16 protein-coding genes and 1 pseudogene are annotated in these 18,833 nt (G+C 60.8%); 3 read left to right on the top strand and 14 right to left on the bottom strand.

The window, feature by feature from the left end; translation table 11 throughout:
* Nucleotides 1-86: 86 nt before the first annotated feature.
* Nucleotides 87-1,091 (bottom strand): diguanylate cyclase domain-containing protein, encoded by a 1,005-nt coding sequence (locus tag AB7M23_RS17190; RefSeq protein ID WP_454241460.1) that lies wholly within the window; start codon nucleotides 1,089-1,091, stop codon nucleotides 87-89.
* 227 nt (nucleotides 1,092-1,318) lie between these two features.
* Here AB7M23_RS17190 and AB7M23_RS17195 point away from each other — a divergent pair, with 227 nt between their 5' ends.
* Entirely contained in the window at nucleotides 1,319-2,017 is a 699-nt protein-coding gene (locus tag AB7M23_RS17195) for an ion channel (RefSeq protein WP_454241461.1), read from the top strand.
* An 85-nt stretch (nucleotides 2,018-2,102) separates the two neighbouring features.
* On the opposite strand, the gene AB7M23_RS17200 is transcribed toward AB7M23_RS17195, so the two are convergent.
* From AB7M23_RS17200 to AB7M23_RS17240, 9 genes and pseudogenes are all read right to left on the bottom strand, one after another.
* A complete protein-coding gene (locus tag AB7M23_RS17200; RefSeq protein ID WP_454241462.1) occupies nucleotides 2,103-3,029 on the bottom strand; it encodes a transporter in 927 nt (308 codons plus the stop codon).
* 31 nt (nucleotides 3,030-3,060) lie between these two features.
* A complete protein-coding gene (locus AB7M23_RS17205; protein WP_454242189.1) occupies nucleotides 3,061-3,759 on the bottom strand; it encodes a nucleotidyltransferase family protein in 699 nt (232 codons plus the stop codon).
* Nucleotides 3,733-4,734: pseudogene (locus AB7M23_RS17210) on the bottom strand (XdhC family protein); the annotation flags it as partial. The pseudogene AB7M23_RS17210 and the gene AB7M23_RS17205, both read right to left, overlap by 27 nt.
* Nucleotides 4,735-4,815: 81 nt before the next feature.
* Complete coding sequence (locus AB7M23_RS17215) at nucleotides 4,816-7,074, bottom strand: molybdopterin cofactor-binding domain-containing protein (protein ID WP_454241463.1); 2,259 nt, start codon at nucleotides 7,072-7,074, stop codon at nucleotides 4,816-4,818.
* Nucleotides 7,074-7,532, bottom strand: a complete 459-nt coding sequence (locus AB7M23_RS17220) for a (2Fe-2S)-binding protein (protein WP_099774632.1) — start codon at nucleotides 7,530-7,532, stop codon at nucleotides 7,074-7,076. Before AB7M23_RS17220 ends, AB7M23_RS17215 begins: the two co-directional genes overlap by 1 nt.
* A gap of 175 nt (nucleotides 7,533-7,707) precedes the next feature.
* Nucleotides 7,708-8,601, bottom strand: a complete 894-nt coding sequence (locus AB7M23_RS17225) for a LysR family transcriptional regulator (RefSeq protein ID WP_454241464.1) — start codon at nucleotides 8,599-8,601, stop codon at nucleotides 7,708-7,710.
* A 76-nt stretch (nucleotides 8,602-8,677) separates the two neighbouring features.
* Nucleotides 8,678-9,877 carry an MFS transporter gene (locus AB7M23_RS17230; RefSeq protein WP_454241465.1) on the bottom strand — a complete coding sequence of 400 codons (1,200 nt, stop codon included), beginning with the start codon at nucleotides 9,875-9,877 and terminating at the stop codon, nucleotides 8,678-8,680.
* A gap of 205 nt (nucleotides 9,878-10,082) precedes the next feature.
* Nucleotides 10,083-10,985: a LysR family transcriptional regulator gene (locus AB7M23_RS17235; RefSeq protein WP_454241466.1), complete on the bottom strand. Its 903-nt coding sequence runs from the start codon at nucleotides 10,983-10,985 to the stop codon at nucleotides 10,083-10,085.
* 95 nt (nucleotides 10,986-11,080) lie between these two features.
* Nucleotides 11,081-11,638 carry a TetR/AcrR family transcriptional regulator gene (locus AB7M23_RS17240; RefSeq protein WP_454241467.1) on the bottom strand — a complete coding sequence of 186 codons (558 nt, stop codon included), beginning with the start codon at nucleotides 11,636-11,638 and terminating at the stop codon, nucleotides 11,081-11,083.
* A 108-nt stretch (nucleotides 11,639-11,746) separates the two neighbouring features.
* On the opposite strand from AB7M23_RS17240, the gene AB7M23_RS17245 reads away from it, so the two are divergent.
* Nucleotides 11,747-12,247, top strand: coding sequence for an HPP family protein (locus tag AB7M23_RS17245; RefSeq protein WP_099774643.1), 501 nt, complete (start codon nucleotides 11,747-11,749; stop codon nucleotides 12,245-12,247).
* 11 nt (nucleotides 12,248-12,258) lie between these two features.
* Here the strand turns inward: AB7M23_RS17245 and AB7M23_RS17250 are convergent, their stop codons facing one another.
* From AB7M23_RS17250 to AB7M23_RS17265, 4 genes are all read right to left on the bottom strand, one after another.
* Entirely contained in the window at nucleotides 12,259-12,897 is a 639-nt protein-coding gene (locus tag AB7M23_RS17250; RefSeq protein ID WP_454242190.1) for an START domain-containing protein, read from the bottom strand.
* 76 nt (nucleotides 12,898-12,973) lie between these two features.
* The gene (locus AB7M23_RS17255) at nucleotides 12,974-13,879 is read right to left on the bottom strand and encodes an amino acid ABC transporter substrate-binding protein (protein WP_454241468.1); all 906 of its coding nucleotides are present in this window, start codon (nucleotides 13,877-13,879) and stop codon (nucleotides 12,974-12,976) included.
* 47 nt (nucleotides 13,880-13,926) lie between these two features.
* Nucleotides 13,927-15,267, bottom strand: a complete 1,341-nt coding sequence (potE, locus tag AB7M23_RS17260; RefSeq protein WP_330522670.1) for a putrescine-ornithine antiporter — start codon at nucleotides 15,265-15,267, stop codon at nucleotides 13,927-13,929.
* Between the two features lie 80 nt (nucleotides 15,268-15,347).
* Nucleotides 15,348-17,648, bottom strand: a complete 2,301-nt coding sequence (locus AB7M23_RS17265) for an Orn/Lys/Arg family decarboxylase (RefSeq protein WP_454241469.1) — start codon at nucleotides 17,646-17,648, stop codon at nucleotides 15,348-15,350.
* Nucleotides 17,649-18,240: 592 nt separating this feature from the next.
* On the opposite strand from AB7M23_RS17265, the gene AB7M23_RS17270 reads away from it, so the two are divergent.
* Nucleotides 18,241-18,759: an isochorismatase family protein gene (locus tag AB7M23_RS17270; RefSeq protein ID WP_454241470.1), complete on the top strand. Its 519-nt coding sequence runs from the start codon at nucleotides 18,241-18,243 to the stop codon at nucleotides 18,757-18,759.
* Nucleotides 18,760-18,833: the final 74 nt, after the last annotated feature.

The following is an 18,833-nucleotide window of genomic DNA, read 5'->3' on the forward strand; positions in this document are numbered from 1 at the left end:
CTGCCCTCCGCGAAGGGCAGTTTTGGGTAAAGGGCTGCTGGTCATGGATGAGTGCTATCGACCCTTAGCAGACGCTTGCAGGTTCTCTATGAATGACCGGTAGTTGTTTGCTCTTCTGCACTGTCAACTGCAGACCAGTACGCCACCCCCTCCAATTGCACATATTCAATGCGGTTCCGTCCATTGTTTTTAGCCGCATATAGCTGCTGGTCTACGGCGTTGATGAAGTCTGTAGGCTTTTCCCACTCACCTGGCACCACCGAGCCCGCGCCTATGCTGACCGTGACGCGGTGACCATGCGGCGATAGCGCATGCACGATGGACTGCTTCTGAATCAACCGCTGGCAGCGCTCAGCAACTCTACGCGCCACCTCGGCATTGGCTTCGGGCAGCAGCACGACAAACTCTTCGCCTCCGTAGCGAGCCACAAGATCGCGAGGGCCATCCAACGCCAAACTCAGCGTCTGTGCAATCGCTATCAAACATTTGTCGCCTTGAATATGGCCGTACAAATCGTTGTACTGCTTGAAAAAATCGACGTCAAACAACAGCAGAGACAGTGGCTGGCGCTCGCGGCGCGCGCGTTCCCACTCCAACTCGAAGCAGCTATCGAAGCGGCGGCGGTTGGCGATACTCGTCAAACCGTCCTTGAACGAAAGCACCTCTAGCTCTTTCTGCAAGCTCAGCAGTTGGTCCTCGGTCTTCTTGCGTTCGCTGATGTCAAACATGAAGCCGATCAGTGCTTCGACCTCGCCTCTGTCATTGCGCACCACGTGCACAACGTCGCGAATCCACACATAGCCGTTGTCCTTGGTCAGCGCTCGGTAGTCCGCCTCATGGTCCACGCCAGCCTGGGATTGTGTTACGCAGAAATTCACCACATATTCGCGATCTTCTGGATGCATGCGCATAGCCCAGTCTTCCACGCTCACCCAACTTTCAGGGCTCCAGCCCAGCAACGCTTCGATCTGAGGGCCGATATAGGCGAATTTCATCGAGGTCCAATCAATCTTCCAAGGAATCGCCTTGGTCGACTCCAGCAAGGTTCTGTACACCTCACTGTCATTAACGAACTCGCTTGCATCGGACATACGCAATAGCCCTCAGAGTCATATCAGTAAACCACTTTAGCCTTAAGCAGGCAGTCGTGGAAATTTACTGAGTGTGTTGCAACGTCATCTGTCCTGCGACCGATCAGCGATGCGCTCTCACCGGCATTCGCGACTAGAATTCCACTGCCGACCCTTCTAAAGCCAGGTCCGGTTTCAACCCTGCAATGTCAGGTCGCTAGTGTTATTTCCGTCTATGGGATACCGGTATGGCAAATCTGCAAGACAAAACCGAATCCGAAGAGGATCTGGCCCAGATGGTAATAGGGCGGGGCCCCTGCACCTACCTGTTGTTGCTGTTGCTCGGATTGATCCTCCTGTTTCCTTTTCTCGAGGAGGGGATACTGGCCCGCACGTTGCTCGGCATTCTGTTTTCAATCGTGCTGCTGGTGGGCGCCTCTGCCACTCGGCAGACTCGGCGGGGGTTGATCCTCAAGCTGGGCCTGGCGTTGCTGGGGGTTGGCCTTCAATGGACGGCGTTGTGGGCGGAGAGTGTCGCGACTCTTGTCTTTGCCGCCGTATGTTATGCGGCGTCGCTTGCCGTCTCGTTTAGCGGCGTGCTCCGCTACATTCTCAAGCGCGGGCCCATTACAGCCGACAAGCTGCATGGTGCGCTTGCAGGTTACATCATGCTGGCCTTCGTCTGGTCCTTCGTCTATGGCCTGGTCGAGGTATCCAGCGCGGGTTCCTTCGGCCCCGGCCAACTCGACTTCATGCAGCCCGGCTCGTTCTTCAAGCTGATCTATTTCAGCCTCACGACGCTCACGACCACTGGCTATGGTGATGTTATCCCGTTGACCGACCACGCCCGCTCACTGGTGATGGTCGAACAATTTTCAGGCGTCTTTTACGTGGGTGTTGTCATCGCGCGGCTTGCCGGCCTTTATCCGTCGAATCAGCTCAGGTGACGCTCGATTTTGACTGAGTTGTCCCTGATTGAGGAGACACATGCCAGGCGACCCCATGAAGGCGATGCAGCGCATGTCCTGGGGGTCAGAGCCCTCCGCCGAAGCGGTACTGCCAGACGATGCCAATGGCATCGTATTCGCTGCCCGTACGGGTATGCCCGCCATTACTCGCGTTCAGCTTTAGCGAATGGTTGCGGTTCAATGGCAGCGTAAGGGTGCATCCGTAGCGTGTATTTTCCTGAAAGTCATGGTTGCCGACCCCATCGACTGAGCTACTTCCGCCCGCGAAATAGGTTGTATCCAGCGACGCCCAAACACCATTGCTAAAGGCATAGATGAGATGCCCTTGTACTTGGTAGATCGGGTTCTGTGACAGCGTGTGGTCGCCGAGGAACTCGTTATTGTCGGTGTAAAAGGTACCCGCGCCGGATAACTCCAGGGTCACTGGTTCCAGGCGTTTGGAAATCCCAAGCTCGGGTTTGAACGACCAGCGGTTGTTGCCCAGGTTCACCAGTTTGTTCGCGTCGTATTGCCCCAGAGGCGCTGTGATCGCCAGGCTGGCGCCGATAATGACATCTTGTTGATAGCGGGGGAATTCAGCCAGGGACATCGCCGGGGCGCCATACAGGTTCACCGAGAAGCGCAATCTTGGATCGATCAAACCCGTGACATTGCGCTCCTTGGGTTCACCGTTGAACAGGGCAGAGCCGCTCAGTTTTGCCTCAGGCACGACGATGTCGAACTTCCCCGAGCGGCCCCAGACGTCGAGGGACCTGGCAAAGGCAAACACGACTGTCTTGATGTTGAGCTTGGCATCCTGGAGCGGAACTGAGGGGTTGGCCGTCACGCTGCCATGGAGATCGCTGTAGCCCATCAGCAGGAAATTGATACCGACCGGCGTATTGGCGTAAGACCTGGGTTCGAGATCCTCTGCGACTGCGTTGGGGGCTGTGATGACGAGCGAAGCGGATGCGAATCGAACCAGCCTGACGACGCAGCGTTTGTGTTTCATCCACGTTTGCTTCCTGTCAGGCCCTGAAGTTCTATGTATTGTTGTAGCGCATCTGGATTTGTTTGGCACTGGCCGCGGCTACCCGCTCCATGTGCTGATCGCTGAGGATGTCTGTGGGTGAGTCGATATCCAGCAGGACACCTGAATCTTCAACCTCTACCGGAATACAGGCATCAGCATTGTCGAGGATGACCTGCCTGCCGCCCTGATCGCCTTGCAGATGAGCAAGCGCTGGCCAGAAGCGCCGACCAAACACCACGGGATGCCCCCGCTGTCCTTGATGGAAGGGCAGGACGATATGGTCGGTGCTGGACAACGTGCGCAGTTGCTTAAGCGTCTGCGCGTCGATCCATGGCATGTCACCGAGCAGAACCGCCACGGCCTTTGCCCCTGAATGCTCAAGTGCGCGTACGCCCGCCGCGAGACTGGCCCCCATCCCGTCATCGGCATGCGCCGCCCACACGATGTCGACCTGGAGGTCGATTGCCAACTGTTCGGGGACGTCACCTGGACGTAGCACCACCCGAACGTCGTCGAACACCTCCCGCGCACGCGCCAGGGTTGCCGCCAGTAGTGATTGCCCCGAACGCAGTCGGGCTTTTCGCTTGTCGCTGCCAAAGCGCTCGGCGCGGCCCGCTGCCAGTACCAGCGCGACACAGCCGCCCTGCGAGCCATGAGGCTGCTGATTACACCTGTCGTGTTGCTCCCTCGTACGCTTGGCCCGGTCCACGGACAGCTCGCCCGGCAGCGCGACATTGTTCTTGGCGGCAAGCACTTCGGCCATGACACTGACCGCGATTTCCGCCGGGGTCTTGCTGCCGATGTAAATGCCGATCGGCCCATGCAAGCGCCTGAGCGACGCTTCGGTCTCACCGAAATGCTCGATCAGCCGCTCTCGGCGGTTCTGGCTGTTGCGCCGGGAACCAATGGCTCCAATGTAGAACGCCGGGCCGTGCAGGGCTTCGAGCAAGGCCAGGTCGTCCAGTTTCGGGTCATGGCTCAGGGCAATGATGCAGGTACGCACGTCGGGTGCGAAGGCCCGGACGACGTCGTCGGGCATTCCGACCACCGTATCGACGCCGGTAACCGTCCAGGTGTTCATGTACTCGGGCCTGGGGTCGCATACCGAGACCTTGAAGCCATTGAACTGGGCCATGATCGCCACATATTCAGCCAGTGCGCCGGCGCCAATCAGCAGCATGCGGTAACCCGGGCCGAGTGGGTTGCTGATGCGCTGACCGTCGAAGCTGAACGGATCTGGTGTGGTGGTTGCTTCGAGTGCGACCTCGCCGGTCGCCAGGTTCAGGTGGCGACGCATCAGCATGCCTTCATCAAGTCGCGCCAGAAGCTGTTCCAGCGCCTGCTGGCACGGTGCGAATTCGAGGACGATCTCCAACGTGCCGCCACAGGGCAGGCCGAAGCGGTGTGCTTCGTCGGTGCTCACCCCGTAACGAACAAGCTGCGGTGCACCCTCCGGCAAGCCGGGCCCTTCGTAGGCACTACTGTAATGGTGAATCAGGTCATCCTCGATGCATCCACCGGAGACGCTGCCCACGACGCGTCCGTCGTGGCGCAGCACCATCATCGAGCCTACCGGTCTTGGCGACGAGCCCCAGGTGCGGACCACTGTCGCCAGCAGGCAGCGCTCGCCGGCAGCGAGCCAATCCCGGGCGGTGCGAAGAACGAGCAGGTCAATGCTTTCCATGGAATCTCCTCAGTGAGCACTGCGGCGTCACAGGTTGAGCCTGAGGCTCGATGTTCATCGGCCTCGCGGCTCCAGGCCTGCCTAGCCGAAGGTGTACCTGGACAACGGCATGCTACGGATGCGCTGGCCAGTCAGCCGCGCCACCGCGTTGGCCACCGCCGGTGCGACTGCCGGCAACGGCGGTTCGCCAATCCCGCCCATCTTCGCGCCGCTCTCGATGATGCGTACATGCACCCGCGCCATGCGCTGCGGTGGCAGGATAGGGTAGAGGTTGTAGTTGCGTGCACGTGGCTGGCCGTTGGCATACACCGCTTCCTCCACGAGGGCCTGAGACAATCCCAGCGCTACGGCGCCATTGACCTGAGCCTCGATGATGGCCGGGTTGACGATGCTGCCCGGATCAATCGCTTGCCAGATATCGTGGACTTTTACCTGGCCCTGTTCGATGGACACCTCGGCAATCACCGCCGCCTCCGAGCCGAACGGCGAGGCCATGGCCACGCCCCGTGCCCGGCGCGAACCATCTTCGGCGGTGAACGGGCCGCGTTTCCAGCCACCCGACAGCTCGGCGACCGCCTTCAGGAGATGGGTCAGGCGGTCGTTGCCGCGCAGCAGGTGCAAGCGCAGCTCAAAGGGGTCCTTTTTGCCGTGGTCGGCCAGTTCGTCGAGGAACGCTTCGTAGAAGAAGTCATTCATCGAGTTGCCCACCGAGCGCCAGTAGCCCAGCATTGCCGGGCCTTTGACGTACACCTGGGCGATGCGCTTGTGGGTGATGGCGTACGACTTGCCCGTCAGCCCCTCGAGTGCCGAGGGGTCGAGTTTTTCGCCCTGTTTTCCGGCAATTGCTTCGGTTGGGCCTTCGGTCGCGCTCACGGCTTCAAGCGCTACGGGCAGGCCCTCGGCGTCCAGTGCCGCGCGGAACTTGACCACCGCCATGGGGCGCAGGACATCGCGCAGAAACTCCTCCTCGCGGCTCCAGATCAGTTTGACTGGGCGCCCGACTGCCTTGGCCAGCAGGATCGCCTGTGGGTAGGGGTTGGCGCTGTCGTAGAGGAAGTGACGGCCGAAGAAACCACCCAGTAGGGGCGAGTGCAGGGTGATCTGTGACGGGTCCAGGCCGGTACGCTTGGCAATGTCGGCGCGGAACATGTCGGGTGCCTGGTTGGGCAACCACAGCTCAAGCGTGCCATCGGTGTTGAAGCGTGCCAGGGCCGAGGGCGGCTCAAGCTGCGCGTGGTTCAGGTACTGGTTGTGGTAGGTGGCCTCGACCTTGGTTGGCGCCGAGGCGAACGCCGCGCTGAAGTTGCCCTCGTTCTCCGCATCGCGGCCTGGGCCCGGCTCACCGGCCAGTCGCTCACGAAAGGCGTCACTGGAGAAGTCAGCAGGCATCGGGCGCAGCGGCGAGTCTTTGCCAGCTTCCTGCCACTCCACCTGCACGGCTTCCACGGCGCGCTTGGCATGCCACCAGCGCTCGGCAACCACGGCGACTGCGCCAGGCAGGCGATGAACCGAATGCACGCCCTTCATGGCCTTTACCTGCGCTTCGTTGCGCAAGGCGCCCACGGTCATGCCCAGGCGCGGCGCATGCTGCACGGCTGCGTGCAGCATGCCGTCGAGTTTGACATCGATGGTGTAGACGGCTTTTCCGGTGGACTTGTCGTAACCATCGACCCGCTGCACCGGCTTGCCGATCCAGCGGAACTGGCTCGGATCACGCAGTTGCACATGGGCAGGATCAGGCACCGGCAGGTCCATGGCGCGTTCGGCCAGTTCGCCATAGCTCAGGACACGGCCCGAGGCGGCATGGACTACGCGACCGGGTTCGGTGGTCAGTTCGCCGACCGGCACCTCCAGGCGTTCAGCGCCCGCCTGCAGGAGCATGGCCCGGGCCAGGGCACCGAGGCGGCGCATGGTTGGGTAGCTGGTACGTACCGACATGCTGCCGCCAGTGATGCGCATGCCGTTGTCCATGACCACGTATTGTTCGCCGGGCGGGGCGCTGTCGACCAGGAAGGTCGCAGGGTCGGCATCCAGCTCCTCGCCGACGATTTGTGCCATGGCGGTGAAGGTGCCTTGCCCGCCCTCCATGAAGGGGCTGAGCAGGCGAACAGTGCTGTCCGGGCGGATTTCCAGGAACGCCGGGACCTGTGTGCCCGCCGCCTGACCGCCACTTGCGGCGGCTTGGGCTCGGGTAAGGCTGATTGGCAGGCCGAAGCCGAGCACCAACGCGCCTGCGGCGGTCCCTGCGGACGCAAGGAGAAACCGGCGTCGGGAAATATTCACCGGTTCTCCGAGCGGGTATGGCTGTCCGTCGGGGCTGCTGAAGATGCTGTCGTTCATCAGCTGTTCTCCTGATCGGCCGCTACTTCATGCACGGCGGCCTGGATGGCGTTGTAGGTCCCGCAACGACACAGGTTGGTCATTGCCGCCGCGATCTCTGCGTCGGTCGGATGGGGCGTGTGCTTGAGCAGGGCGGTGGCCGCCATGACTTGTCCGGACTGGCAATAGCCGCACTGGGCGACCTGATGCTTGACCCAGGCGGCGACCACCCGTTTGCCCACCGCATCGGCTTCGATGGCTTCTATGGTAGTGATATCGCGCCCGACGACGCCCGCAATGGGGGTGACGCAGGCGCGCAGCACGTTGCCGTCGACCATCACCGAGCACGCGCCGCACTGTGCCAGGCCGCAGCCGTACTTGGTTCCGGTCAGCCCCAGGTCGTCCCGGATGACCCACAGCAGTGGTGTGTCCGCGTCGGCATCGACCTGGTAGGTCTGTTGGTTGATTCGAAGCTCCATGGCTCACCTGCAATCAGTCGGTTGGTGTCTCGGTTTTCTCGTGGGAGCAATACGCCAGGCGCACGTCATCCAAAGACGCTAGCACAAGGTCGGCCCGGCGATGCCCGCAGGGTATTGCTAAGACCTAGCGATGAGCTTGATAAAACGGGCTATGCCGTAGTGCGTCTGAAGGCAATCAGTCCACCAGGCGCAAGGCGTCGATCACGACCTGCATGGCCCGTGAGGTCTCCCGCTGGGCGGCGTAGTAGAGGTGATAGCCGGGAAAGCTGCGCCACCATTCTTCGAGCACCGGCACTGCCCGGCCCGACGCCAGGTGTGGGCGGGCCAGGTCTTCGGGTACGTACGCCAGGCCATGGCCGTCCAGCGCTGCGTTGAGCACTTGGTAGATGCCGTTGAAGGTCAGCCGGCCCTCGACCCGCACATTCAGCGCGTGTGCGCCGTTCTTGAGTTCCCAGGCATACAGGTTGCCGTGGGTTGCCAGGCGCAGGTTGATACACGCGTGGGCCATCAACTGCTCGGGGCGCGTGGGCATCGGGTGCTCGGCGAGATAGCTGGGCGCGGCGATGATCGCCAGGCGAAAATCCGGCCCGATACGCACCGCGCAGATGTCCTTGGTCAGCTCGTCACCCAGTCGCACGCCGAAGTCGTAGCGGCCCTCGACGATGTCGACAAGTGCATAGTCCGAGTGCATCTCGAACTGAATGCGCGGATAGCGGTGTAACAGTGTGGCCAGCTTTGGCCAGAGCAGGGTGTCGATGGCGTGGTCACTGGCGGTGAAGCGCAATGTGCCGCTTGGCGTGTCGCCCAATTCAGCCACTGCGCGCAACTGCGCCTCGATGTGTTCGATCCTGGGCGCTACAGCTTTGAGCAGGCGTTCGCCGGCTTCGGTTACTGAAACGCTGCGGGTGGTGCGTGTGAGCAGGCGCACGCCCAAGCGCGTTTCCATCGCGCGGATGGTGTAGCTGAGCATTGATTGGGACATGCCTAATTGCGCGGCGGCGCGGGTGAAACTGCGCTCACGTGCCACTGCAATCAGTGACAGCAATTGGCTGTAATGCTCCTTGGCCATTGATCAATACCATGCAAGGTTTAACGTTCAGTGTAATCGGGCCAGGGCGGATTCGAGCGTGATTCGGCCGCAATGGTCAATTGGGCGCGTGCTGTTCGGCCCTCGCAGTCAGCACGGTCAGCAGTGCCGAGCAGAGCAGAAGCGCTGCGCTCATCTCGAAGGTGGCGCGGTAGCCCAGTGCATCGAACAGCAGGCCGCCCAGCGTCGCCCCGAGCATGATCGCCATCTGCACCACCGCAACCAACAAACCTCCACCGGCTTCGGCGTCGTGGGGCAGGCTCCTGGCTAGCCAGGTCCACCAGCCCACCGGCGCTGCCGTACCCATCAGGCCCCAGATGCCAAGCAACAGGGCGGTGCTCATCAGTGAACTGCCCAGAAGGGTAAGCGCCAGTGCGATTGCCGCCATGACGACGCTAATCAGGGCCAGGGGGCGATACACGTCGTTCTTGAGAAAGCTGCCGATCAGCGCGGTACCGATGAACCCGGCAACACCGACCACCAACAGCAACAGTGACAGGGTGGCGGCATCGACCTGAGTAACGCTTTCCAGGAACGGACGCAGGTAGGTGTACAACGAGAACTGCCCCATGAAAAACAGACTCGATGCGGCCATGCCCAGCGCCACGGGGGTACGCTTGAGCAGGCTGAAGGGGCTGGCGCGGTATTGGGTGCGTTCGGCTTTCAACGTCGGCAGGCTCAGCAGCTTCCAGCACAGTGCGATAGCGGCGACCGGCACCACTGCGAAGAAGGCCATGCGCCAGCCAATGATGGCGCCGAGAAAACTGCCCAGCGGTGCGGCGACGACGGTAGCCAGTGCGTTGCCGCCATTGAGGATCGCCAGCGCCTTGGGTACCTGCGGCGCCGGCACCAGGCGCATGGCTGTGGCGGCGGACATGGACCAGAAACCGCCAATGGCCACGCCGATCAGCGCTCTGCCGAGAATGAAGGTCAGGTAATTGGGGGCGAAGGCAATGACGGTACCGGACAGGATCATCAACAGCGCCAGTGAGGCCAGCACACGCTTGCGGTCGAGGTGTCCGGCCAACGAGGCGATGCACAAGCTGGTCAGCAAGGCGAACGCGCCGGAAACGGCGATGGCCTGGCCGGCCTGGCCCTCGCTGACCCGAAGTTCAGTGGCGATTGGCGTCAGCAGGCTGACCGGCATGAACTCGGAGGCGACCAAGGCGAAGGCGGCGAGCGCCATCGCCAGTACAGCGCCCCAGGCTGCGGTGCCCTCGGGTTGGACGTTGGCGAGCGAGGTGGGTAGGGTTTTCATGGTGTTCCTGCAAGGGCAAGGCTTTGAAGGCACTTGTGCGTGAGGCCAGCCCCCATCCAGCGATGAGTGCTCTCCTTCGTATGCGACAAGTCCCCAAGGGGACGAAGTTGCCTACTCTAGGTGCTGCTCGACTAGCGGGTAACCCGCATAAAGCGCATGTACCTATGCAAGAAATTGATTAATCAAACCGGCAGGGTGGGACGCTTCACTCCAGACGCAGTGCCGCGATCAATAGAGACATGGCGCCAGTGGGTTGCCGTCGGCTGGGATAGTACAGGTGCAAGCCGGGCCACATCGGGCACCAGTCATCCAGCAGTCGCACCAGGTGCCCGGAGCGCAGGTAGGGCTCGGCCAGTTCTTCCGGCAGATACGCCACGCCCAGTCCGGCAATGGCGGCGTCCAGGCAGTCGAAGGTCGTGTTGAAGATCAACTGACCGTCGACCCGGATGTTCAACCGGCGGCCGTCCTTCTCGAACTCCCAGGGCCACAGGTTGCCATGGGTAGGCAGGCGGATATTGATGCAGTTATGGTGCATCAGGTCCTCAGGCTGTTCAGGTGCGGGGTGTCGGGAAAGATAGCTTCTGGTTGCCACCGCAGCGAAACGTGCGTCGGGGCCGATGCGCACGGCGATCATGTCCTGGTCCAGGGACTCACCGAGCCGCACGCCGGCATCGAAGCGCTCGGCGACGATATCCACCAGCCCGTTGTCGGTGAATACCTCCACCTTGATACCGGGGTACTTGGGCAGGAAGCGCTTCAGCTTACCCATCAGCACGGTATGAACCGCGTGGTCCGAGGCGGTGATGCGCAGGGTGCCGGTCGGGCTGTCGCGCAGATCATTCAGCGCTTCGAGCTCGGCGTCGATCTGTTCCATTTGCGGCGCAACAGTCTGCAACAACTGCTCACCGGCTTCGGTTGGGGTCACGGTGCGGGTATTGCGTGACAGCAACTGCACACCCAGGCGCGTCTCCAGCGTACGCACGGCGTGGCTGACGGCGGTCTGGGACAGGCCCAGGCGTGCGGCTGCCTTGGTGAAGCTCCGGTCCCGCGCCACCGCAAAAAATACGGTCAGGCCGGCAAAAGCGTCGCGTAGGGTCTTGTGTTCCATGGGCTGGCAAACCTCGAATAACCGCATCTGTAGCAGGCTTGGCAACGTACTCGCACATGGAAGACCTGAAAAGCCCCTCTAGCTTATGGCGCGTTTCATAGAGGATTGGCAGGCATTTGCATCCCCGCAACCATCTCTCGTGCAGCCTCGATGAATGCCGTCGAAGCCCCATTGACCTGGCACGTGACGATCAGCCCCTCACCGATCACGAAAAGCTGCATCGCAGCCACAGACGGTTGCTTGAGCTGTGCCTCGGTACAGATCGTTTCCAGGTAGGCGAGCACCTGTTGCTTATGCTGCTTTGCCAGTTGGTGAGGTGTTTCGTGCTGGTCACTGTATTCAGCAGCAGCGTTGATAAAGGCACAGCCACAAAAGTCTGGCCCTTGTGCCCAAGCGGCAATGAAATCGATGTAGGCCAGTGGTCGCAGCGGGCCAGGCGTAGCCTCTACCGCTGCCTTCATCTGCGCTATGAATTCGGTATGGCGAAGCTGTAGCGCGGCCTCGATCAAGTGTTCTTTGCTCGGAAAATGCCGATACAGCGTTTTCTTGGTGACCCCGGCCACCTGGCTCAGTTGTTCTACGCCGGAGGCGTGGTAGCCCTGGCGGTAAAACAAGCGCAAGGCCGACTCGGTGATGGTCTGGTATGTGCTCATGTGTTCTGGCCTCCAGGGTGCTGGGCGTAGTGTACACCGATCGGTTGACATGCATGTATACCGATCGGTATCTTTTGCGCGATCTCAAGCCTTTCTGGAGTTGCTACGATGCCCATCGGCCCCATCCTCAAATCGAGTGCGCCCCCCGCGCCTTCGCTGCATTTCAGCCTGTTGTCATTCATTGGTGCGGTTATCGCGATTGGTGCCACAGGCTGGCTTAGCCATGTGTCTGGAGCTCCCTGGTTGATGGCGTCCTTTGGTGCAAGCTGTGTACTCGCCTTCGGGTTGCCGGAGTCACCCTTGGCCCAGCCGCGCAGCATCATCGGTGGGCACCTGGTATCGACACTGGTCGGGTTGCTGGTACTGCACACGTTGGGGAATTCGTGGTGGGCCGGTGCGCTGGCCGTGGGCCTGGCGCTGGTAGCGATGCAACACACGCGCACATTGCATGCACCGGCAGGCGGGAATCCATTGGTGGTGTTGGCGGCCGGTGCGCCTTTCAGTTTTCTGCTCACACCGGTATTGGCCGGCTCAATCGTGATCGTTGCCGTTGCCTGGTGCTTGAACAACGCCCGTAGCCGTTCCAGTTATCCGAAGTACTGGCTATAGGCCGGCGGTGTTCAGTTGCGAGGTTCGCTGCTGTCGGTCGAGGCCGGGTGGAGGCCTTGCCGTTCGGCGACAGCGCGCAATGTTCTGAGGGTAATCATCGGGGCGTCGATGACGAACTGATTGGCCAGCCATGAAGGAATATCCCCCGCAGGGTCGGCCTGCAGTTGGTAGGTCACCTGCGTTTCACTATCGCTTTTGGGCACCATTTGCCATAGGCCACTCAGCTTGCGCACACGGGTCTGGCCCGGTACGCCAGGCACCATGCCAGGCACGGCGCTGAGGTGGCGTATGACTGCGCCGTCGTCGGTACGCTCAGTGTGTACCTTGAGTACGATGTCGCGGGTATTGGCCGGCCATGGCAGGGCGGTGGTGAGGTAGACCCAGGTGTCATCGCCTTCGACTTTCAACAGGCGCATGTCTGCGCAGGCGTACAGCCATTTGCAGGCGACCCGAAGGTTTTCCTGCAGGTCGCTGAGGGTGGCCACGCTGGCCTTGATCAGCGCTACGCCACGAAAGCGCTGATAGGGAGTGCCCGGCACGCTGCTCAGGTAGACCTGGATGCCGTCCTCGTTCGCGGCCAGTTGCCAGTCCTCGGCGCTGACCTGCGTTGGGCGGCACAAGCCCAACGTGAGCAACAGGCCCGTGGCCATCGCTGGGAGGAGGTTCATGATCAGACTCCCTGGGTACTAGCACGTTGAGCCGCTCCGCTACGGTGAGTCTCCGGTCCTAGGGTTGGGCATACACCTTGAAGAGTTTTTTGGCCGTCTCGCCAGCGCCGCCCAGGTACTTGTCGTAGGCCTGTTCGATTTCGCCGGAACGGTACATCTCGCTGAGTGTGGTATCGACCAGCAAGCGGAAGTTTTCATCGCCGCGCTCCACCATCAATGAGACAGGTGCGAATTCAAAGATACGGTCCAGTATCATCAGCTTTCCGCTCGGGTAATCGGCGGCGACATGGGTTTTGAGCGACATCCGTTCAGAGAAGAATGCATCGGCCTTGCCATCGGCGACCAGTTTTATCCCTTCGTCGTTGTCCTTGACCGTTATCAGTGTGGCAACTACGCCGAGCAAGCGCATTTTCTCGCGGATCCACGCCTCGGAGACGCCGCCTCCGGTGGTGACGAAGGTCTGGTTGGCGAGACCACGGTTGACGGTGGCGCGCCAGGTCGGCCCGCTGTGGGCCACCTTGCCATTGAGCACATTGAGTAACGCCTCATTGGCGTTGTCACGCACGACCACGGAAAGCCCGGCGGTGTAGACCGGTATTGAGTAGCTCACTGTTTTGCGCCGTTCCAGTGTCGCCGGCGTTGGCGTACAGAGGATGTCGATCTTGCCCGAGCCGACGGCGCTGGTGGCCTCGGTGATGTTGATGGGCTGGTAGTGCACTTGCAGCGAGGTCAGCCCCAGTTCGGCCTTGACCTTGTCGGCGATTTTCAGGCACAGGTCGATGGCGTAACCGCCGACCTTGTCGCCCTCCATGCTGCTGAACGGTGCGTAGTCTGGCAGGTAGCCCAGGTTAAAGGTGTTGTTGGTGCGAACGCGCTCCAGGGTGTTCGCGCTGGCCACGACCGGCATCAGCGCAAGCAGGCAGGTCATCAACAGGCTTGCGGGTTTGGTCAACTGTACGTTCATATCCTGTTCCCCGTGTTCAAATGTCTATGCAGTCCTGACAGCAACGCCTAAGGATTGCCGGCCCTGGCCTGGGCGGTTTGAGGCTCATTGACAAAACGTTTGGCGAGGAAGCCGTAGAGCAGGTAACCGAAGGCCAACACCAGAGTGCCACCGAACACGGCGTCTCTACCGCAGGCATAGAGGGCATACAACGAATAGGCCACGGCAACCAGCAGCACGGCGGTATTGCGTGTGTTGACTGCTGATGAAGCCTTGGCCTTGTACATCATGACCAGCAGCCCGGTGAGCGCTGTCACGTAGGGAATCAGGTTGGTCACTGCCGCCAGGTTGACCAGTTTGCTGAACTGGGCACTGGCATTGGGCGAAATGGTCGACAGTGCCATGAGGGTCTGCAGTACGCCGCAGACGATCATGCCGATGATCGGTGCATTCCGTGCACTGACCTTGCTGAACAGTTTCGGGAACATGCCTTGGTCGGCGGTCATCTTGGCCGTTTGCGCCAGGGTGAACTGCCAGCCCAGTAGCGAGCCCACGCACGCCATCACTGCCAGCGCCATGATGATGTTGCCGACCGTTGGGTTGAAAATGTGCGCATAGACAAGTGCGAAAGGCGCCGACGCGTTGGCCAGTTCAGCGTTGGGGATGATGCCCTGGATGACGGTAGTCGAGAGCACATACACCACCGCAGCCCCCAGGGTGCCGAACAGGCAGGCCAGCGGTACTGTACGTTTGGGGTCTTCCACTGCATCGGAGGCCTGCGCGGCCGACTCCATGCCCAGAAATGCCCACAGGGTCAAGGGAATGGCCTTGCTCACTGCCTCTGAGATCGGCAGGCTGTTAGGGTTCCAGGCCGCGGCCAGCACGTCAGGCTTGAACCAGAACCAGCCGATGATGCACAGGCCTGCCACCGGGATGATCACGCCCCAGACGGTGACTGCACCGATCTTGCCGGTGATGCTGGGCCCGCCAAAGTTGGCCAGGGTGGTCAACCAGAGCAGGCCCACTGTACCGATGAACAACGGAATGGCGCCGCTGCCCAGCCAGGGCACGAATGAGGTCATGTAACCCACTGCGGAAATGGCGACGGCGACGTTGGCGATGGCCAGCGACAGGAAGTACAGGTACGAACAGAGGAAGAACCCGGACTTTGCGTGCGCCTCTTCGGTATAGGCAGACAATCCGCCTGATCGTGCGCAGAAAATGCCACATTGGGAAAAGCAGTAGGCGATGGCCATGGACCCAACGGCGGTCACTAGCCATGACAACAGTGATACTGCGCCGAGTTGGGCCATGCTTGTGGGCAGCATGATGATGCCGGAGCCCATCATGTTGACCGTTACCAGAGTGGTCAGCCCCACGAGGCTCATTTTCTTGCTTGAATCAGCCATCTGAAAACTCCTTACGCTCTCAAAAGCACTGACCCTGATTCCGGCGCTTTACTGCAGGCCGCAGGGGAGGGGGCTAAACGCTATTGTTTGACCACATACACCTTGTAGGTTGGCCGCCCCTGGCCATCACGCTCGATCTCGATGCCATGGTTGTCGTGCTCGAAACCCGGAAAGTGACCATCGAACAGCTCCATTGCCAGCAAGTAATCGACGATGGCCTTTTTGTCGGCACCGGCTTTCTCTCCCGGCATCATCAGCGGGATGCCCGGCGGATAGGGAACGATCTGCACCGCGACCGTTCGATCAAGCATGTCGCGTACGGCAATCTGTTCTATTTCGCCACGAACCAGCCTGGCGTAGGTGGCGCGCGGGGAGGCCACCGGGTCAGGTAGCAGGGTGTAGGCAGCATCCATGTTGTGCAGCATTTTCGAGGCAAGCATGTCCTGGTGCATCTGCTCGGCAAGGTCCTTCAGGCCCATGTCGCGATAGCGATCACCATGGCTGGCGACCAGGTCGGGCAGTACCTGTTCCAGCGGCGAATTGTTGTCGTAGTGCCTCTTGAATTCCATCAGGCCAGCGACCAACGTGCCCCATTTGCCTTTGGTCACGCCGATGCTGAACAGCAGCAGTATCGAGTACGGTTCCGTCTTTTCCACCACGGTTCCACGGCTGGCGAGGAAGGTCGAGACCAAGGGGGCCGGGATACCGCTGGGCTCCATTGCGCCTTCGAGTGTCTGGCCGGGTGTAAGTACCGTGACCTTGATCGGGTCAAGCATGCAGTAGTCGTCACCCAGGTCGCCGAACCCGTGCCAACTGGCCGTTGGTTTGAGCACCCAGGCATCGCCTCGGTGTAGCGCATGGGGGGCGATTTCGGCAAAGGGCACGCCGTTGACCTCATCCGGTTGCCAGACGCCAAACCACCAGTCGCTGGAGTCGCGCTCACGCAGTTCGTTGCTCAGGCGCACCATAGCCTGGCGGAAGGCGATCGCTTCGCTGATCGATTCGTCGGTGAGGTACTCGCCGGCATCGTCCATCATCTTCGAAGAGACATCGATCGACGCGATGATGCTGTATTGCGGTGACGTCGAGGTGTGCATCATGAAGGCTTCGTTGAACAGTGCCGGCTTGACCGGCACCTTGCCTGAGCGGATGTGGATCATCGACGCCTGTGACAGCGCGGCCAGCAGTTTGTGGGTCGAGTGGGTGACGGTGACTGTCGCATCATCGGCATGCCGCTCGCCACGGTGCATGCCGTAGCGTCCTTCATACAGCGTGTTGAAACGCGCGTAGGCGAACCAGGCTTCATCGTAGTGGATGCGGTCGACACTCTGGCTCAGCTCTCGGGTGGTGACCTGCACGTTGTAGCACAGGCCGTCGTAGGTCGAGTTGGTCAGCACGGCCAATACCGGACGTGCCTGCTTGTGGGTTGCCAAGGGGCTGTCGGCGAGTTTCTGGGCCACGGCTGCCGGTGTCAGTTCGCTGCGCGGTACAGGGCCGATCAGGCCGCGTGCATTGCGGCGTGGGCGCAAGTACAGCGGTACCGCACCGGACATGTTCAGCGCATAGTTCAACGATTTATGGCAATTGCGGTCGACCAGCACTGCATCGCCGTCGGTCACGGCAGCGTGCAAGACGATCTGGTTGCTCGCTGAACTGCCGCCCATCGAGAAGAAGGTATAGTCGGCACCAAACACCCGCGCGGCGTATTTTTCTGCTTCGTCCACCGGGCCGGAATGGTCGTTGAGCGAGCCTAGCTCGCCAACCGAGACGCTAAGGTCTGAGCGCAGCATTTGCTCGCCATAGAATTCGAGAAAGCTACGTCCTACGGCGGTCTTCATGAACGCCGTGCCGCCGGTATGGCCCGGGGTATGCCAGGAGTACTCATGGGTGCCGGCAAAATTCACCAGTGCACCGAAGAACGGCGGCAGGATGCTGTCGAGGTAGCGACGGGCAGCCGTTTCGATGCGTCCGGCGATGAATTGAGGGCTGTCTTCAGGTTGCCAGATAATCCCGTCGATGTGCTCGAAGAACGCCAGCGGAATCTGGCCTTGGGTCGCTTGGCTCAGGCCCAGCATGACCGGCAACTGTGCGGTGCGTCGCCGGATCAGGCGAATCAGTCGCAGCGCCTGTTCTGGTGCCGCGTCGCATAGCCCCCAGCCGATAATGGCGCAGCTGTAAGTTGAGTTGGCACTGATGGCGATCTCTGCCTCATCAAGCGACCCCACCAGCTCCACCCCGAGTTCATGTTCATGCAGCGCTTCAGCAATGGCGTGGGCGCTGCGCACGATGATGCTGTCGTCGTGCCCCTTGGCATTGATCACGATCAGGACGGGGAAGCGTTGAACCATGTCGGCGGGTAAGCGCGTTTGCGATTGACTCATCGGGGAGGCTCCTTGAGGGTGGATAGCGTGTGTAGCGTCAAGTCTTGAGCACGTAGCCGTAAGCGCGAGTGCGTCCACCGTCCTGTTTCAACAATACTCCGCACTCTACTTCCCCAGGTACTGCACAGAGCACGCCAGGCGTATAGGGTAAGGCGCCTTAGGCGGCGATGTGACCGTCGACGTCTGCCACGTGCCGTTTGAGCACCTCGGCCGTACAGTTGTTGCGCAAGTAGCGCTGGGCCTTCATGGGGCCGCAGGTCGCCCAGATTCCGACCCAAAGCCGCCGTGTTATTGGTTATAGATCATATTGGTGGGCAGGTAATGTTTTGTCGAAATGATGAATAGCGAGGCTGCACGCTGTCGATTTCATCCACAGAACTTCAAGGTCACTTGCCAGCCACGTCGGGAGTCGATAGGGTCAACGTTATGAGTCAATCACGTGTTACCTCGACAACCACTACCACGACCGCCAGAGGCGGGGCGTGAGCGGTGTCGTGAGCCAGTAAGCGTACGAACCCTAGAGGCCCCGTCAGCGATGGACAGGGTCTTTTTTTTGCCCTTGTGTCGCTGGCTCAATGTAAGGAAACGCAGCATGCATGCACTCTTGATTCTCGACATGCAGGTTGGGCTTTTTCACGGCCCTGACAAGCCGTGGCGTGGCGAGGCGCTGCTGAGCACACTGAACAGCCTGTTGAGCAAAGCCCGGAAGGCGGGTGCGCCGGTTTTTCTGGCGCGTCATGTCGGCCCGGCTGGCTCGCCTATCGAGCCGGGCAGCCCGTTGACAGCACTGGTTCAGGAACTGGTGCTACACGGCGACGAAATCATCTTTGAGAAACACCGACCCAGTGCCTTCGCCATGACGGACTTGGCCGCCCGGTTGCGGGTGTGCGGCTCAGAGGGCGTGGTCATTACCGGGATGAAAACCCAGTATTGCGTCGACAGTACTTGCCGCGCGGCGCGAGATAGTGGGTTTGATACGGTGTTGATTGCTGATGGTCACACCTGCAGCGATACCCCGGCATTGACGGCCGAGATGATCGTCGCGCACCACAATGCAACACTGGCGGGGGCATTCTGTCGTGTTGTCGATGCCGAGGACTGGCACTTTTAGATTGCATTAACGGCTCTACAGAATGTGCTACCGAGTGAGTCGATAACGGCCTCGGCGACTAGGGCCCAAGTAGG

It is taken from the genome of Pseudomonas sp. HLS-6 TE3448 (assembly GCF_053629555.1).

Excerpts from the sequence above, each read along its gene's own strand:
- AB7M23_RS17200 (WP_454241462.1), bottom strand. The coding sequence starts at position 3,029 with ATGAAACACAAACGCTGCGTCGTCAGGCTGGTTCGATTCGCATCCGCT.
- AB7M23_RS17250 (WP_454242190.1), bottom strand. The coding sequence starts at position 12,897 with ATGGCCACGGGCCTGTTGCTCACGTTGGGCTTGTGCCGCCCAACGCAG.
- AB7M23_RS17245 (WP_099774643.1), top strand. The coding sequence starts at position 11,747 with ATGCCCATCGGCCCCATCCTCAAATCGAGTGCGCCCCCCGCGCCTTCG.
- AB7M23_RS17190 (WP_454241460.1), bottom strand. The coding sequence starts at position 1,091 with ATGTCCGATGCAAGCGAGTTCGTTAATGACAGTGAGGTGTACAGAACC.
- AB7M23_RS17215 (WP_454241463.1), bottom strand. The coding sequence starts at position 7,074 with ATGAACGACAGCATCTTCAGCAGCCCCGACGGACAGCCATACCCGCTC.
- AB7M23_RS17235 (WP_454241466.1), bottom strand. The coding sequence starts at position 10,985 with ATGGAACACAAGACCCTACGCGACGCTTTTGCCGGCCTGACCGTATTT.
- AB7M23_RS17270 (WP_454241470.1), top strand. The coding sequence starts at position 18,241 with ATGCATGCACTCTTGATTCTCGACATGCAGGTTGGGCTTTTTCACGGC.
- AB7M23_RS17255 (WP_454241468.1), bottom strand. The coding sequence starts at position 13,879 with ATGAACGTACAGTTGACCAAACCCGCAAGCCTGTTGATGACCTGCCTG.
- AB7M23_RS17225 (WP_454241464.1), bottom strand. The coding sequence starts at position 8,601 with ATGGCCAAGGAGCATTACAGCCAATTGCTGTCACTGATTGCAGTGGCA.
- AB7M23_RS17220 (WP_099774632.1), bottom strand. The coding sequence starts at position 7,532 with ATGGAGCTTCGAATCAACCAACAGACCTACCAGGTCGATGCCGACGCG.
- AB7M23_RS17265 (WP_454241469.1), bottom strand. The coding sequence starts at position 17,648 with ATGAGTCAATCGCAAACGCGCTTACCCGCCGACATGGTTCAACGCTTC.
- potE (WP_330522670.1), bottom strand. The coding sequence starts at position 15,267 with ATGGCTGATTCAAGCAAGAAAATGAGCCTCGTGGGGCTGACCACTCTG.
- AB7M23_RS17195 (WP_454241461.1), top strand. The coding sequence starts at position 1,319 with ATGGCAAATCTGCAAGACAAAACCGAATCCGAAGAGGATCTGGCCCAG.
- AB7M23_RS17230 (WP_454241465.1), bottom strand. The coding sequence starts at position 9,877 with ATGAAAACCCTACCCACCTCGCTCGCCAACGTCCAACCCGAGGGCACC.
- AB7M23_RS17240 (WP_454241467.1), bottom strand. The coding sequence starts at position 11,638 with ATGAGCACATACCAGACCATCACCGAGTCGGCCTTGCGCTTGTTTTAC.